This is a genomic window from Candidatus Zixiibacteriota bacterium, assembly GCA_035574315.1.
In the GTDB taxonomy this organism is placed as follows: domain Bacteria; phylum Desulfobacterota; class Binatia; order UBA9968; family UBA9968; genus DATLYW01.
Genome location: DATLYW010000009.1, coordinates 83,255 through 97,528, shown reverse-complemented (window position 1 = coordinate 97,528; position 14,274 = coordinate 83,255). Strand labels below are relative to the sequence as shown.

Genomic DNA, 14,274 nt, shown 5'->3' with positions numbered 1-14,274 from the left:
GTTTCACCCGAAGATCTGCCCCGCGCCGCATCGAGCCCCGCATTGACAACCCGCCAGCGATTCCATATAGATTCCCCTAGCTGCCGCGTTCCGGGCGGGCGTAATTCAGCGGTAGAATGCCAGCTTCCCAAGCTGGACGTCGCCGGTTCGATCCCGGTCGCCCGCTCCAGTTTTTACGGCTCCAGCGCCGGCTTCCCATGGATGGACGCCCCCTACGTTTTCCTGCCGCAGTTCCGTGGCCGCTTACGAGGCGCTTGCAAAAATTACAGACAAGGATTTTCCGCCATTTGCTACCGATGCGCGAAGATAAGTCGGGAACCCTGAGAAACGGGTGCCCGCCGGGCCGCCGCAAGCTTTCCAACGTCGCGAGCACGCGGGACGCAACGGAACGCGATCTGCAAGAGACCGCAGCGCACCCCTTCTCCGCCGGCGATTCTCCTCCGGTTGCACGTTGACGAGACTCCGACCTTCGAGGTCCAGCCGTGGCGACGAACCCGATGGCGAACGACGTGCTTTCCCCATGGTGGAGACATGCCGTCATCCTGACGATCGCGGCCGGCTTTACGATCTTGATCTGGCTTTCCGCGAAAGCCTATCGCGACGCCCCGCCTATTCCCGAAAGAGTGGCGGGACCGTCCGGCGAGACTCTCTTCACCCGTGAAGACATCCTTGCGGGGCAGAGCCTTTTCACGAAATACGGCCTGATGGACAACGGCACGATCTGGGGCCACGGCGCCTATCTCGGGCCCGATTTCTCCGCTGCGTATTTGCATGCGCTCGCCCTCGGCGCGAACGAGGTCCTGGCCAGAGAACGGTTCGGAGGCCCGCTGGCAGAGCTTTCTCCGGCGGCGCGCGGTGCCGTCGGAGCGGAAACCGCGCAACTGCTGAAGGAAAACAGGTACGACCCCCGGTATCGAACCTTGCGCTATACGCACGCGGAAGCGCTGTCCTATCGGAGTCAGATCCAAAGATGGGCGGCGTACTTTTCCGAGCCGCGCAACACGCGCGGCCTGCCTGCGAAGTACATCGGCGACCCCGGGGAGATCAGACAGCTCACCGCCTTCTTCGCCTGGACGGCGTGGGCCTCCGTCGCCAATCGTCCGGGCAAACCCTACTCCTACACGAACAACTTCCCCTACGAGCCGATAGCGGGCAACACGCCGACCGGCGACGCCCTCCTGTGGAGCGCGCTGAGCCTGGTCGCCTTGCTCGCCGGAATCGCCGCCGTTCTGTTCGCTTTCGGCAAGTTCGATTATCTCGGCTGGAAGGGGAAGGGCGAGCACATCCACCCACAGATGCTCCCTGGAACGATCTCCGAGAGCCAGAAGGCGGTCATCAAGTACTTCTTCGTCGCCGCTCTGTTGTTTCTCGCCCAGGTCCTGGTCGGCGGCGCGACGGCTCACTACAGAGCGGACCCCGTCGGGTTCTACGGTATCGACCTGTCCCGTTGGCTTCCCAGCCATCTCGCGCGTACATGGCATCTGCAGCTGGGCGTCCTCTGGGTCGCCACCGCTTACGTCGCTGGAGGACTTTTCCTGGCCCCGGCTCTGGGAAAAGATCCGGCCGGTCAGGCCAGAGGGGTCGATCTCCTCTTCGGGGCGCTACTCGTCGTCGCCGCCGGCAGCTTGCTGGGGGAGTTGCTCGGCCTGAACCAGGCAGTGGGAGATCTGTGGTTCTGGTTCGGCCACCAGGGCTGGGAATATCTCGAGCTCGGGCGAGCGTGGCAGATCCTGCTCGCCGCGGCCTTGATTTACTGGCTCGTTCTGCTGTTTCGCGCGCTTGCCCCTTCGCGCCGCGATCCGGAGCGGCGGGAGATTGCTTCGCTCTTTTTGTACGCCGCCGCTGCCATCCCGCTTTTTTATTTGCCGGCCATGTTCTTCGACGACCGCACCCACTTCACGGTCGTCGACATGTGGCGCTTCTGGATCATCCACCTCTGGGTGGAGGGTTTTTTCGAGCTGTTTGCCACCGTGATGGTCGCGATCATTTTCTATCAGCTGGGGGCGGTGTCCCGTGCGACCGCCGCGCGCGTGGTCTATCTGGACGCGATCCTCTACCTCGGCAGCGGGATCGTCGGCACCGGCCACCACTGGTACTGGACCGGACAATCGAACGTCACGATGGCCTTCGCAGCGATGTTTTCAGCCCTGGAGGTCGTGCCGCTGACGCTGCTCACGCTCGACGCGTGGGATTTCGTGAGATTGAGTCGCGGCAGGTGCGACGTGTGCAACAAGGCGATCGCGGTGCCGCATAAATGGACTTTCTACTTCCTCATGGCCGTCGGCTTCTGGAACTTCGTCGGCGCCGGGGTATTCGGCTTTCTCATCAATCTTCCCATCGTGAGCTACTTCGAGGTCGGCACGATGCTGACGCCGAATCACGGCCACGCCGCTATGATGGGGGTCTTCGGCATGCTCGCCATCGCGCTCCTGACCTTCGCCCTGCGCCAGGTCCTCGGCGACGGCCGGTGGGCGACGGTGGAGAAGCTCATCGGGGTGTCCTTCTGGGGACTGAACCTGGGTTTGGGGCTGATGGTCCTGATCAATCTCTTCCCCGGCGGCGTGCTGCAGCTCGCCGATGTCCTGGAGCACGGCTACTGGCACGCCCGCAGCCCCGAGTTCCTGGACCAGCCGCTCGTACGTTACATCGAGTGGGCCCGCCTGCCCGCCGACGCCGTCTTCATCGCCGCCGGCGTCGTGCCGATGCTGATCGCCAGCGGCTGGACCCTCCTCGCAATGAGGCGACCTTCAGCTCCGCCGACGGGGGCCGAGTGACCGCTTGCCCCAGCCCGGATCCCCCTCACGCTCGGCCTTTGCGGCCCGGGAACCGGTCGGCCCACGTCCGCGCGTCCAGGACTGACCTTTCGGGTCGCGGGAGAGCAAAAGTCGACGAAGGAGCGGGCCGTGCTGGGGAGCGGCGTGCTTTGATTCGAGAAATTGACCGCTCGAGGTGTCGCTGCCCCTTCCGGTCCGCGCCAGAGTTGTCATGCCACCCGGACCGCGGCCTGTAAGTCGCTCTGATTTTCCGCCTTCCTCACTTCGAACCGTAACCCCCCCGCTTTGAGGTCCTGGTCGACGACGACGGTCTGGCCGTCGGCGAGCTCGCCTTTGAGAATCAAACGGCCGATGGGAGTCTCGAGCTCTTTCTGGATCGTTCGCTTCAGAGGGCGCGCCCCGTAGGTCGGGTCGTAGCCGGCGGCGGCCAAGTACTCCCGCGCCTGCTCGGTGAGCTCCAAGGTGATGTGACGCTCGGCGAGCCGGGTCCGCAGCCGCCCAAGCTGGATCTCGACGATCTGCTTGAGATGCTCGCGCGTGAGGCTGTGGAAGACGACGATTTCATCGACGCGGTTGAGAAACTCCGGACGGAACTGTCGCCTGAGCGCCTCCAGCACTTCGGCTTTCATGCGCTCGAAGGCCAGAAGGTCTCCGCCACGATAGTTGAGGATCAGGTGGCTGCCGACGTTGGAGGTCATGATCACGACGGTGTTTTTGAAATCCACCGTGCGGCCGTGGCCGTCGGTGAGCCGCCCGTCGTCCAGAATCTGCAGCAGCACGTTGAAAACGTCGGTGTGGGCTTTCTCGATCTCGTCGAACAAGACAACCGAGTACGGCCGCCGCCGGACGGCTTCGGTGAGCTGGCCGCCTTCTTCGTAGCCGACGTAGCCGGGAGGCGCGCCGATCAACCGCGCCACCGTATGCCGTTCCTGGTACTCCGACATGTCCAGGCGAATCATGTTGTTCTCGTCGTCGAACAGAAATTCGGCCAGGGCGCGAGCGAGCTCCGTTTTCCCCACGCCCGTGGGGCCGAGAAAGATAAACGAGCCGATGGGACGGTTGGGATCTTTCAGTCCCGATCGCGCGCGCACCACGGCGTCGGCCACCGCTTCGACCGCCTCGTCCTGCCCCACCACGCGCTTGTGCAGGTGCTCGCCGAGCCGCAGGAGTTTTTCCTTTTCTCCTTCGAGGAGCTTGGCGACCGGAATGCCCGTCCAGCGAGATACCACGGCCGCGATGTCATCTTCGTCGACCTCTTCCTTGAGCAGTCGCATGCCGCCCTGATCGCGAAGCTTTTGCTCCTCGCTGGCGAGTTCCTTTTCCAGCTGCGCAAGCCTCCCGTACTTGAGCTCGGCGACCCGGTTGAGATCGTACTGGCGTTGCGCCTGATCGATAGCGACCTTGGTCTTTTCGATCTCCTCCTTGAGGCTGCGCAGCCGGCCGATGGCCTGCTTTTCCACCTCCCATCGGGCTCGAAGCCGCTCCTGCTCCGCTTTCAAGTCCGCGAGCTCCTTTTCAAGCTTCGCCAAACGTTCGCGCGAAACGGCGTCGGTCTCCTTGCGCAGCGCCTCCCGCTCGATTTCCAGTTGCATGACCCGGCGAGAAACCTCGTCGAGCTCGGTGGGCAGCGAGTCGATCTCGGTACGGAGTTTCGCCGCAGCTTCATCGACGAGGTCGATCGCCTTGTCGGGCAAGAACCGGTCGCTGATGTATCGGTGGGAGAGGACGGCGGCAGTAACCAGAGCCGCGTCCTTGATGCGCACGCCGTGGTGGACTTCATAACGCTCCTTGAGCCCTCGCAGGATCGAAATGGTATCCTCGACGCTCGGCTGATCCACGAGCACGGGCTGGAAACGCCTCTCCAGCGCGCGGTCCTTCTCCACGTGCTTGCGATATTCGTCCAAAGTCGTGGCGCCGATGCAATGAAGCTCGCCCCGCGCCAGCATGGGCTTGAGCAGGTTGGAGGCGTCCATCGCGCCTTCGGCGGCGCCCGCACCCACCACCGTGTGCAGCTCGTCGATGAAAAGAATGATCTCGCCCTCGGATTCCTGCACCTCCTTGAGAACCGCCTTGAGCCTTTCTTCAAATTCGCCCCGGTATTTCGCCCCGGCGATCAGCGCCCCCATGTCGAGGACGATCAGGCGCTTGTTTTTAAGGTTCTCCGGCACGTCGCCGCGCACGATGCGCTGGGCGAGGCCTTCGACAATGGCAGTTTTCCCCACCCCGGGATCGCCGATGAGGACCGGATTGTTTTTAGTGCGCCGCGACAGCACCTGAACCACGCGCCGGATCTCTTCGTCGCGGCCGATGACGGGATCGAGTTTACCCTGAGCGGCGAGCTTGGTGAGATCGCGGCCATAGCGCTCGAGCGCCTGATAGGTCGCTTCGGGAGTGGGAGAGGTCACGCGCTGATTGCCGCGCACTTTTTTGAGCGCAACCATCAAGCGCTCGCGTGTAAGCCCGAGGGCGCGGAGCACCCGTCCAGCCCCGCCCGCCTTTTCTTCGAGCATGGCGAGCAGCAGATGCTCGACGCTCACGTAATCGTCCTTCAAAGCTTTGGCTTCCTCTTCGGCCTGCGTGAGCAGACGCGCAAGCCGTTGTGTCACGTACACTTGCTGCGCTTCGGTGCCGGGGCCGGAAACCTGCGGGATGCGGTTGAGTTCCTCGGCGATTTGATCCCGCACCGCGCTCGGAGCAATGCCGGCTGCGGCCAGAAAAGCGGCGGCGAGGCCTTCTTCCTCCTCGAGCAGGGCTGCGAGCAGATGCTCGACATCGACCGCCTGGTGATTGCGCCGCACGGCCAATGCCTGCGCCCGTCGCAGGGCTTCTTGCGATTTTTCCGTTAAACGATTGATGTCCATAGTGGCTCCTTCTGTTCCAGGCTATAGGATCCCGCGCCTCGGGCAGTCCAGCCGGATTCAATTTAACCACTTTTACTCTTCCGGCCAGACCTCGTGCCGACTTCTCGATCACCGGGGCAAGAGCGCGGCGGGGACCGCGCCGGGGCGCCCAGAGGTCGAGCGGGACCGGCCACAGCGAGCGCTCGACCTTGGCCGGCAACGTCGTGCCCGTAACGGTCACGGGGTCGTCGCCGGCACCCGCACCCGATTGTTCGCGCCGCAGGATGGGCAGCGAGTCCGCTGGGCTTCGGTCACCGATTTTTCCTCAGGGTTTTGCGGCCCCGGCACCCCTGGCATCTTGAACGTCATTTCCCGTTTCCCGGGTCCGTTTCGTGAAGCGGTAGCCCGCCTCCACGAGGCTCTGGCGCAGATGCTGGCGCGCGTACTCGAGGACGCGCTCGACCTCCGGCTCGGATTGATCGAGGGCTTCTGCGAGCTCGGGGCCCGTAAGCCGCTCGGCGTAACGAAGGCGAAGCGTGAGGCGCCATTCTCGAGGCATCCCGGCCAGGGCGGCGTTGACTCGTTGAAGCAGTTCCTCCTTCGCGGCGACCGATTCTTCAGGCGTCGAGATTTCCTCGTCGGGGAAGATGTCCTCGAGCTTGAGATCTTCGTCGGGCTGATAAAACTCGAGGATTTCGTCGCCCAGAGTCGAGACCGCTTCGTGCGGCGGCGTCTCGGGAATGTCCTCTTCGATACGGACTGTCTGCTCGCGCTCCGATTTTATTCGATCTGTTTCGGCGCGAAGTTGCTCCGCCGCGAGCTGGACGAGCCACGTCCCGAAATCTCTCGCCGCGGGCTCTCGGACGAAGTCGCCGTAAGCTCGCACAATCACGGTGTCCACCACGTCTTCCGCTGTGAGATCTCCCTTGGCCAAGTCGCCCACGGACTCGAGATACGCAATTTGGTGCCGAATCCATTCGTAGAGCCGGGGCAGATTGCGGATCACTGCAGAAAAAAAGACCTCGCGATTCTGCTGCCCGACCGGCGCTGCCGCGATCTTTGACCGGCGCAGACGTTCCCGCACGGTGGGTCGCTTCCACAGACGCTCGCGGCGCAAGGCCGCTCGATACGCATCGAGCTGGCGCTCGATCTCCGCGAAAGCCTCCCGCAAGCACTCCGTGAGTTCATGGCGCTCTTCTTTGGTAGCCAAGTTTTTTCCCGGCAGCTTCAAGATCATGGACACGCGGTAGAGAGACCGCGTTGGGTTCTTTTCAACCATAATGCGCAGATCAACAAGATCGGGCGAAAAGTGTCCGGCCTTCCTGCCGAGTCTCGCGATCAAATTGTCAATCAGCTTTTGATCGCTCTTTTGCAGGGTAAAGTCTTTCGATTCGATATGATGCTTCATGGTGTATTTTCCGATTGTTTACGCGCTTGCTCTATCACACCGTCCATCGACGACCGAAGCTCCGCGCCCGGTGTTCACTTCTTCCGCTCGAAAACCTCGCTGGGCGTCGTCGTCGAGAACGCATGAGGATCGGTCCTCATCAGCATGTCGAGAATTTCCCCGCGATGCCGCTTTTCTTCTTCGTGAATCCGCCGCAGGCCTTCGGCGATCTCCGGGTCGGCGTCCTGGGCCAACGTGTAGAGCCGCTCCAGCGCTTCGATCCCGTCGCGCTTTTCCTCTTCGATATCGATGAGCAGGTTTTCCCAGGCGTTGCGGCCTTTTTCGACCGCTATCGGCACCTCGGGGATTTCTCCGCCCAAGGCGACGATTTTCTCCCGCAGCCATTCCACATGAGCCTTCTCCTCCTCCGCGATGCGCAGCAGACGCTCGCGAAAGTGGGGATAGATCATGCGCCGGGCGTGCTCCTGGAACTGGGCAACATCCCTGGCTTCATCGACGTATTCTTCGCGCAGGAACTCGACAAGGCGCTGGCGGTGGTCCGGCCGCAGAGCGTCGAAAAAACTCCGCCATCCCGTAGATAGGATCTCCGTCAAGTCCATATTTGCACCTCCGTTCGTGCGCCCTCGCCCGCCGGTGACCGTCCGCCCGTGTCACCGTGGAACTCACGCAACGACGCGCACATGCTGCGTCCGGCGCACCTTTCAGTGCGCTTTTTGCGACACGACGCGAACCTGCACGCGCAGGTAAAAACCGTGGACCCCCAGCGTGCGCGACGGGGCCTCGATCACGGTGGCGTCGCCGACCATCGGCGGGATGCGAATCTCCACGGTTTCCTCTTCCTCGAGAAGGCCTTCCCCGTCGCAGGCCCGGCACGGGAAGAGCCCTTCGCGTCCCGTCCCGCCGCACTTCCGGCAAGGAGAGCAGCCGGGTACCGATATCAGCGCCGTGCCACCCTTGACCGCATCCTCCGGAGCGAGCATCACCTGCACGTCCAGAGCCTGGCATCGCTCGCGCGACGGGGCGCGACCGCCGGCGAGTAGCGCGGCGATTCTGGCAAACGCAGCGTCGAAGCGCGCGCGATCGATCTCCGCGCGGACGGGCAGGAAAAGCTCGGGCACGAGCGAATCGGCTTCGGTTGCCCCGCCGGCGAGTACCGGCATCGAAAGCGCGCCTGCTCCGGCCCCGGAATGGGACAAACCCTGCTCGTAATGCCGGCGGCGCTCGGCATCGGAAAGAACCTTGTACGCCTCGACAATCTCCTGGAAGACGCTCAGGCAGCTCGCTCCCGCGCAGTCCGGATGATAACGCCGTGCCAGCTCTTTGAATGCCCGGCGGATGCCCCGCCGACTTTCCGTCGGCGTCACGCCCAGGACCATATAATAAGTTTTCCGCAGCATGACGGCGCCGGTCCTTTCGGAGGCTTTCTTCCCGCCCTGGCAACCAGGCGGTTCTCCGTCGCCTCAACTTCGAAGTCGTTTTTCCCGAGCCCGGCAGACCGGCGCGGACCAACCACCTGTCGTCGGCCTATCGGGCGAAGGACGACGATGCCTCGGTTGCTCGCGCGCGGCGGCGGGCAATCGATTCACCGCTTTCGCCCATTGCTCTCAGCAAGATTCAAGCCCCCTTATTTCGTAAGCCGTTTCGAAGGGCGATCGGCGCAGGTTTATCATCGGCGCGAAATCGCCCGGTTATGATTCGCGAAATTGATAAAGGCCCGGCGGCACGCCGGGTCTGGTTGTCGAGAAGGACGGTCCGGCGCTTTCAAAGGACCCTGGTCGATCGATCGGCGAGTGTTTATTATGAGTAGCGGTAACCATCGCTTCCTTTGCGACATTCTCAGGCGGACCGGCGCGGGGTGACGACGTTCCGGGCAAACGGCGCTCGACGAGGTCATGGGCGCTCGAGTCGTCATCTGGGTAAAATGGGAACGCTGAAGGCGCTCGTGATCGGAATGGTGCTTACGTTCTTGAGCCTGATGTTGGCGAGTAGCTTTATCGTAGCTTTTGTCGTCGCAATCGGCTGGCTCGGAACCGCCGTCGAAAGAGCGATCAAGCAAAGAAGGACAGGGAAAAATCCTTCGACATCAACATAGTCGCCCATCTTCGCGATCGATGAGACGCCTGCCGTTGCCCGAGAAGAGGTTGAGTGCGCGGCCGGCTTGATTTGGCACGCGTCGAGCGACCGCGTGCCGCTAAGGGGACCAGATCGAGGCTTTGACCGTCCAGAGACTGCCCGGATATTTTCGTTTCAGCTCTTCTGCGACCCGGCTCAGCTCCTTACGGTCGCCGGTCGCTTTGTAGCGGCTGACGCCTCTCCAGTAGACGGCTTGGGCAGCGGCGCTGGTTCGGGCAAATTTCTCGGCGGTTTCGGCATATCGCTTCTCTGCTTCGGTCCAGTCTTTGCGCATGAAGGCGATTCGGGCCAGGGCCAGCTCCAGGCGAGCGCGAAACTCGGCGTTCGGCAGATAGCCCTCGCTTCTTGCCCGCTCGGCTCCGTCCGAATCCAGAACAACCACGGTCGGCGTCCACAGCACGCCAAAGCGATGAAAATAACCGGGATGCTTTTTGATATGCGCCTGGACAGGAACGAAATTCTCGTCGATGAACTTCGACGTCGTTTCGTCTGCGTAGGATTCGGCTTCCAGCCGAACGCATCCGCCTCACGCGGGAGCTGCACTGAAATCGATGAGAACTGGCTTGTTTTCGGTTTTAGCTTGCGCCAGCGCTTCATCCACATCCAGCTTCCAATGGACGGCCATTTCGTTATTGCTCCTTTCGAGGTTGTTTCTCTTCAATGCCGCTCGAATCCGCCTCAGAACCGCAAAAATGCGCCGATACCGCCTGCCCCTCGGAGAAGCTCCGCCGCATCTCCCTGGACCTGTTCGACTTTACCGTCCTGCTCGACGACTCGCTCCGCCATCCGCTCCATGAGGTCGCTGACCGGTCGGACAGCGCCGCCGCAGTAACGGCAGGCGCCTTCGGTGCTGGCCAACAACAGGTTGCAATTCTCGCAGCAACCGCCCTTGGGGTTGAAGCCAGCCGCGTAGACCAGGCGCCATATTCGCTCCTCGCAAAGCGCCTGGATCGTCCGCTCCAGGCCCAGCGTCGCCGGCTGGTGACCGTCGGCTGCAATTAACTCCCGGACCAGGCGCTTCTCGAATTCCTGCTCGATCTGCCGTTCCACGCGGAGGGTTTCCTGGAGCACCTCGTGCGCGCTTGCGGTCACGGGCAAGGCAATCCGCTCAACGACGCGAGCGCGCACGCGCTTGGAAAGAAGGGACTGCAATTCGCCGGTCGCCTCAGGCGGGCCGGCAAGCAGCAAACGGTCAAAGCCGTATCGATCAACGACAGCATTGAGCATTTCGGCGACCCGCTTCAAGTGCCAGTGCGCGTGGGTGGCGGCCCGCCGCTGAAAGTGGCGCTCCGAGAGAAGGTGGTCGGTTCCGGTGGTTTTGACATGCCGGACCGAGGCATCGGCCCAGGCTTCCTGCTGCTCCTCAATTTCACCCATAAAGATCGTAAAAAGCCGAGCCTGGGCCTTATCGACAAGCGCCACTCCGTAACGCTCGTAGTCGTCCAGGATGTTGAGCAGCGGGAGAACGTAAGGGCGATCGGTCCAGTTCGCCTGGCTTCGAACCGGTGCGTTGATCTGGCGCGCCCAGAGAAAATCTTCCGAGCGGTCGCAGAAAAGCACGAGGCTTTTCCCCTCGGGTCTGAGGGCGGCGACGTGCTCGTGCGCCCGAGCGGCGTCCGCCGAAAAATTCTCCAGCTCGGTGTCCTTGAGCCTCGCTTCTACGCGGCGCAGCATGTCTCGAAGCGTGACTTCAAAGCGGCGGCTCAGATTGCTCGCCTTACTCTGGTCGAGATCGAGATAGACGCTGAGGACGGGACTTCCCGGGACGGGTTTGCGTTGCAGGAGGTCCTGAATGTCGTCTCGGGTGATCATCTCTCCTCGGCAATGCTCCCGGTTGAGCGCAGGCCGGCGTAGCGGAGCACCATGGCGAGGCTCAGGATAAAAACGGAAACGACCAGCAGGTGCTGCCAGGGGATGTGCAGCGTGCCGAGCAAGATGACCTCCCGCAACGTCGCCACGATGCCCACTTCGACCATGGTGGCCACCGAGACGCGATGCTCCTCCAGGTAAATCAGCAACAGGCGGAAAAGCTCTACGAGCACCAGGATGAAAAGGATATCGCCGACGACAAGAGAGAAGTCAGCGCCCTTGACCAGGAGCTCTCCCAGGTGGACGAGCTTTATCCCCATGGCGACGAGCAGCATGGCGCATAAACCGAAAACGATCATGTCCTGGGCGAGCTCCAGGTACTTGCGCGGGATTGGATGCGTCTGCTGCACGCCCCTGCTTTCGGTTTTGCGGCCGCCGTTGTGTTTTGACACGCTAGGCTTCGGCGGCGGCTCCGCCGTGTTTCTCTCGCCCCTGCGCAAGAGGTTGTTCAGCCGCAGCATGCTTCACGACTCCCTCGATACCGGCCTGCCGATCCAGACGCCGGATCGAGTCGCCCTGGAAAAATTTCTTTCGGTGCCGACAATTTAATGCCCAAAACCGCCCCGTCAAGCGGCTCCCGCTTGACCGCTTCGACGGCCATGATTACTCGTTTTTCGTGAATTCCTTGGTCTGGCTTTTCTTTGTTGTCGCGGCCGGGGTGTTGATCGCTGTTTCGGCTATTGTGCTGGTGATATTGACAATCAGCGTCCTGGCGGGGGTCATCATGTGGATGCCCCCATTCGGCAGGCGCGGCAGGGGCTCCCCTTCGGCGGCATAACGCCACGGCCGTGGCGCATCTTTGATGTGCACCCTTTGAGCCTGGCCGCCGTTACGACGGCGCGCCCAGGCTCTTGACAGTGCTTGCCGGGTGCTTAAATTTCAGGCGGAAAATTTTGAGGAGAGGAGGTGGGCGGTATGACGGCACTGATTCGATGGGATCCGTTTCGGGAACTCGCGAGCTGGCATCGGGATATCGACGAGCTCTTCGACCGCTTGTTCTCTTTTGATCGGGGAGGTATCTCGTCGCTTGCCGCATGGATGCCCGCAGTAGAGTCCTTCACGAAGGATGGTCAGTACGTTATCCGGGTGGATCTCCCGGGCGTCGATCCCAAAGACATGGAGGTTTCCGTCCTGGAGAATCGTCTGACCGTTCGTGGTGAGAGGAAAGCGAGCAAAGAGGTGGATCGGGCAGGCTATCGCTACACCGAGGCCTCTTACGGCAAGTTCGAGCGTACCCTCTCTTTGCCGGAGGGTGTTGATCGGGACAAGATCGCCGCGAAATACGAGCACGGCGTGCTCGAAATCTCGATTCCTCTTCCGGCAGGAGCGGTGGCGAAGAAAGTGCCGATCGAGATTGCCGGCGGCGAGGTGAAGCAGCTCAAAGCGGCTTAAGCGCGCTTTGCTGAACCGCTTGGGCGCGTCTTTCGCAGACGTGCAAACCCCCGACGAGGGGGTTTGTTTTCTCGCCGGCCCGGCTGTGATCGAGGTAGCAGGGCTGGCGCGATCTCAAGGCGGAGGCGGCAAGAGCTAAACCGTAAGCTGACGACCTGAAGAAAGGAGGTGAGGCCTATGAGGAACCTGTACTGGTTTGCTTTTCATCTGATCGTCGGAGTTTGGTTGATTGTTTCTCCATACGTTCTGGCGTTCACGGACGTGTTCCAGGCTTATTGGAATGCCGTCGCCGCGGGCGCAGTTTTTGTCCTCAGCTCGGCGATCGCACTGTACCTCGACCGCGAACACATCGCGGAAGAGTGGTCTCACGCTCAGCGAAAAGCCGCCTGAGCGCTCTTCAAGCTTAAACCCGCCCTGTCCTTTTAGCTCTGCCGCGTCCCTCCGTTTTCACCTCGGAGTCCGCCGTAGCCTCGCGAGCGGCGAGGGGTCTCGCGCAACGAAGACCGGGCTCTGAATCCGTTGAAAGGGAAGCCGGGGAGCGCGTAAAATTCGGCAGCCGATGCTCCACGGCCGCCGGAGGCCCTGCAAGGAGGACGTATTATGCGGTTGCTCATCATGTCGCTTGCCCTGCAGGTGCTCGCCTGCGCCACCCGCCCGGTCACGATCCAACAAGCCGCCGTGGTACCCCCTTCACGGATTCTCGCGCCCCAATGGTTGTCGCAGGCTCAGTACACGGGAAGCCTGGTCATCAAGCGCGACAGCGGCTTTATGGGGTCGGCCTGCACCGTCCGGGTCTTCCTCGACGCCGTTCCGGTCGCTGATCTCGCGCCGTCGGAAAAAATCGAGCTTTTCGTGCCCTACGGCGAGCACGTCGTCGGGGTCGTGCCGAACGGCATCTGCGGCGGAGGCGTTGCCGAAACGGCGGTCGTTGTTGCTGCGGAGCGGCAAAAAATCCTGCGCATAGCCAGTGGCCAGAGCGGAGACATTTACCTCCAGCCGAGCGCTTTTTGAGGCGGTCCTTGACGCGGGCCGCAGGACCCCGCCACGCTCCCCCCCCGGGCTCCATGGTGTTGCGCCCCGCTCGATTTCGCGGTCAAATAGGCAAGATATTTCTGACGGACCCCTCCTGTCGGCTTGGCAATTCCCCATCATCGACCTCACCCCTAACGGCCTGAAACCGAGCTGGCGGAGGGCCGTGCGACCTCGAATCGACGGCGAGACAGAGGCTGCGCCGATTTCTCTGGCTGCGGGTCGGCGGTTTCGGCCTCCCTTCTCGCTTGTCGTCCGGCGCCGGAAGCGCGAAAGGGACGGACATGAAGAATCGTTCGATGGCGGTGTGGCTGAACGGTCTTGCCGCCGGAGCGATCGGGGCCGCGATTACGGCCTTGTGGTCACTGCTTTTGGAAACCGCTCGTGGTCTCCCGTTTTATGCGCCCACCGTTCTGGGGACCGTGTTTTTTCTCGGGTTGTCCCCAGACGGTTCCATCGAGCCGGCGCAGTTTTCGCTGGAGCTCCTGCTCGCCTACCTCTGCTTCCATGCGCTGGCCTTCGTCGTCCTCGGTGAGATCGCCGCGTTTGTCTTGCTGGCCGACAAGAACCCGAATCTCTGGTTGTCGGTTCTGCTGCTCTTTGCGGCGCTGCACTTCGGGTTCGTCGCCACGGCCTTTGTTTTTGCGAAGCTGCTTTTCGACGGTGTGGCCTGGCTGACGGTTGTCGCCGGAAACCTCCTCGCGGCCGCCGGAATGGCCGGCTACCTGCAGCTTCGTCACCCGAAGTGGCAAAGATACCGCCCATCCCCGCCACAACCCGCCGACCACCTTTCCGGAACAGACTAGGCTCCGGCCGGGACCGTCACGGC

14 protein-coding genes and 1 tRNA gene are annotated in these 14,274 nt (G+C 62.3%); 7 read left to right on the top strand and 8 right to left on the bottom strand.

Going from position 1 to position 14,274, the window contains the following annotated elements:
- Positions 1-94 precede the first annotated feature (94 nt).
- Positions 95-169 (top strand) — tRNA-Gly (locus VNN77_02125).
- A gap of 328 nt (positions 170-497) precedes the next feature.
- Positions 498-2,774: a nitric-oxide reductase large subunit gene (locus tag VNN77_02120; GenBank protein HXG50188.1), complete on the top strand. Its 2,277-nt coding sequence runs from the start codon at positions 498-500 to the stop codon at positions 2,772-2,774.
- A 209-nt stretch (positions 2,775-2,983) separates the two neighbouring features.
- Here VNN77_02120 and clpB read toward each other — a convergent pair whose 3' ends face one another.
- From clpB to VNN77_02085, 7 genes are all read right to left on the bottom strand, one after another.
- On the bottom strand, positions 2,984-5,635 hold the full coding sequence (gene clpB / locus VNN77_02115) for an ATP-dependent chaperone ClpB (GenBank protein HXG50187.1): 2,652 nt from the start codon (positions 5,633-5,635) through the stop codon (positions 2,984-2,986).
- Positions 5,636-5,939: 304 nt separating this feature from the next.
- Positions 5,940-6,824, bottom strand: a complete 885-nt coding sequence (locus VNN77_02110) for a sigma-70 family RNA polymerase sigma factor (GenBank protein HXG50186.1) — start codon at positions 6,822-6,824, stop codon at positions 5,940-5,942.
- Positions 6,825-7,096: 272 nt separating this feature from the next.
- The gene (locus tag VNN77_02105; protein HXG50185.1) at positions 7,097-7,621 is read right to left on the bottom strand and encodes a ferritin-like domain-containing protein; all 525 of its coding nucleotides are present in this window, start codon (positions 7,619-7,621) and stop codon (positions 7,097-7,099) included.
- Positions 7,622-7,723: 102 nt separating this feature from the next.
- Entirely contained in the window at positions 7,724-8,419 is a 696-nt protein-coding gene (locus VNN77_02100; GenBank protein ID HXG50184.1) for a DnaJ domain-containing protein, read from the bottom strand.
- 794 nt (positions 8,420-9,213) lie between these two features.
- Positions 9,214-9,666 (bottom strand): thioredoxin fold domain-containing protein, encoded by a 453-nt coding sequence (locus VNN77_02095; GenBank protein HXG50183.1) that lies wholly within the window; start codon positions 9,664-9,666, stop codon positions 9,214-9,216.
- A 167-nt stretch (positions 9,667-9,833) separates the two neighbouring features.
- Positions 9,834-10,967, bottom strand: coding sequence for a VLRF1 family aeRF1-type release factor (locus tag VNN77_02090; GenBank protein ID HXG50182.1), 1,134 nt, complete (start codon positions 10,965-10,967; stop codon positions 9,834-9,836).
- Positions 10,964-11,416, bottom strand: a complete 453-nt coding sequence (locus VNN77_02085) for a phosphate-starvation-inducible PsiE family protein (GenBank protein HXG50181.1) — start codon at positions 11,414-11,416, stop codon at positions 10,964-10,966. The genes VNN77_02090 and VNN77_02085 overlap by 4 nt, the downstream gene beginning before the upstream one ends.
- Positions 11,417-11,441: 25 nt before the next feature.
- Here VNN77_02085 and VNN77_02080 point away from each other — a divergent pair, with 25 nt between their 5' ends.
- A complete protein-coding gene (locus VNN77_02080; GenBank protein ID HXG50180.1) occupies positions 11,442-11,573 on the top strand; it encodes a hypothetical protein in 132 nt (43 codons plus the stop codon).
- A gap of 54 nt (positions 11,574-11,627) precedes the next feature.
- On the opposite strand, the gene VNN77_02075 is transcribed toward VNN77_02080, so the two are convergent.
- The gene (locus tag VNN77_02075) at positions 11,628-11,834 is read right to left on the bottom strand and encodes a hypothetical protein (GenBank protein ID HXG50179.1); all 207 of its coding nucleotides are present in this window, start codon (positions 11,832-11,834) and stop codon (positions 11,628-11,630) included.
- A 105-nt stretch (positions 11,835-11,939) separates the two neighbouring features.
- On the opposite strand from VNN77_02075, the gene VNN77_02070 reads away from it, so the two are divergent.
- The 4 genes from VNN77_02070 to VNN77_02055 all read left to right on the top strand — a co-directional run bounded on the left by VNN77_02070 (position 11,940) and on the right by VNN77_02055 (position 14,251).
- Positions 11,940-12,416, top strand: a complete 477-nt coding sequence (locus VNN77_02070) for an Hsp20/alpha crystallin family protein (GenBank protein ID HXG50178.1) — start codon at positions 11,940-11,942, stop codon at positions 12,414-12,416.
- Positions 12,417-12,593: 177 nt separating this feature from the next.
- The gene (locus VNN77_02065; protein HXG50177.1) at positions 12,594-12,806 is read left to right on the top strand and encodes an SPW repeat protein; all 213 of its coding nucleotides are present in this window, start codon (positions 12,594-12,596) and stop codon (positions 12,804-12,806) included.
- Positions 12,807-13,016: 210 nt separating this feature from the next.
- Entirely contained in the window at positions 13,017-13,427 is a 411-nt protein-coding gene (locus VNN77_02060; GenBank protein ID HXG50176.1) for a hypothetical protein, read from the top strand.
- Positions 13,428-13,729: 302 nt separating this feature from the next.
- On the top strand, positions 13,730-14,251 hold the full coding sequence (locus tag VNN77_02055; protein HXG50175.1) for a hypothetical protein: 522 nt from the start codon (positions 13,730-13,732) through the stop codon (positions 14,249-14,251).
- The last annotated feature ends 23 nt before the right edge of the window (positions 14,252-14,274 follow it).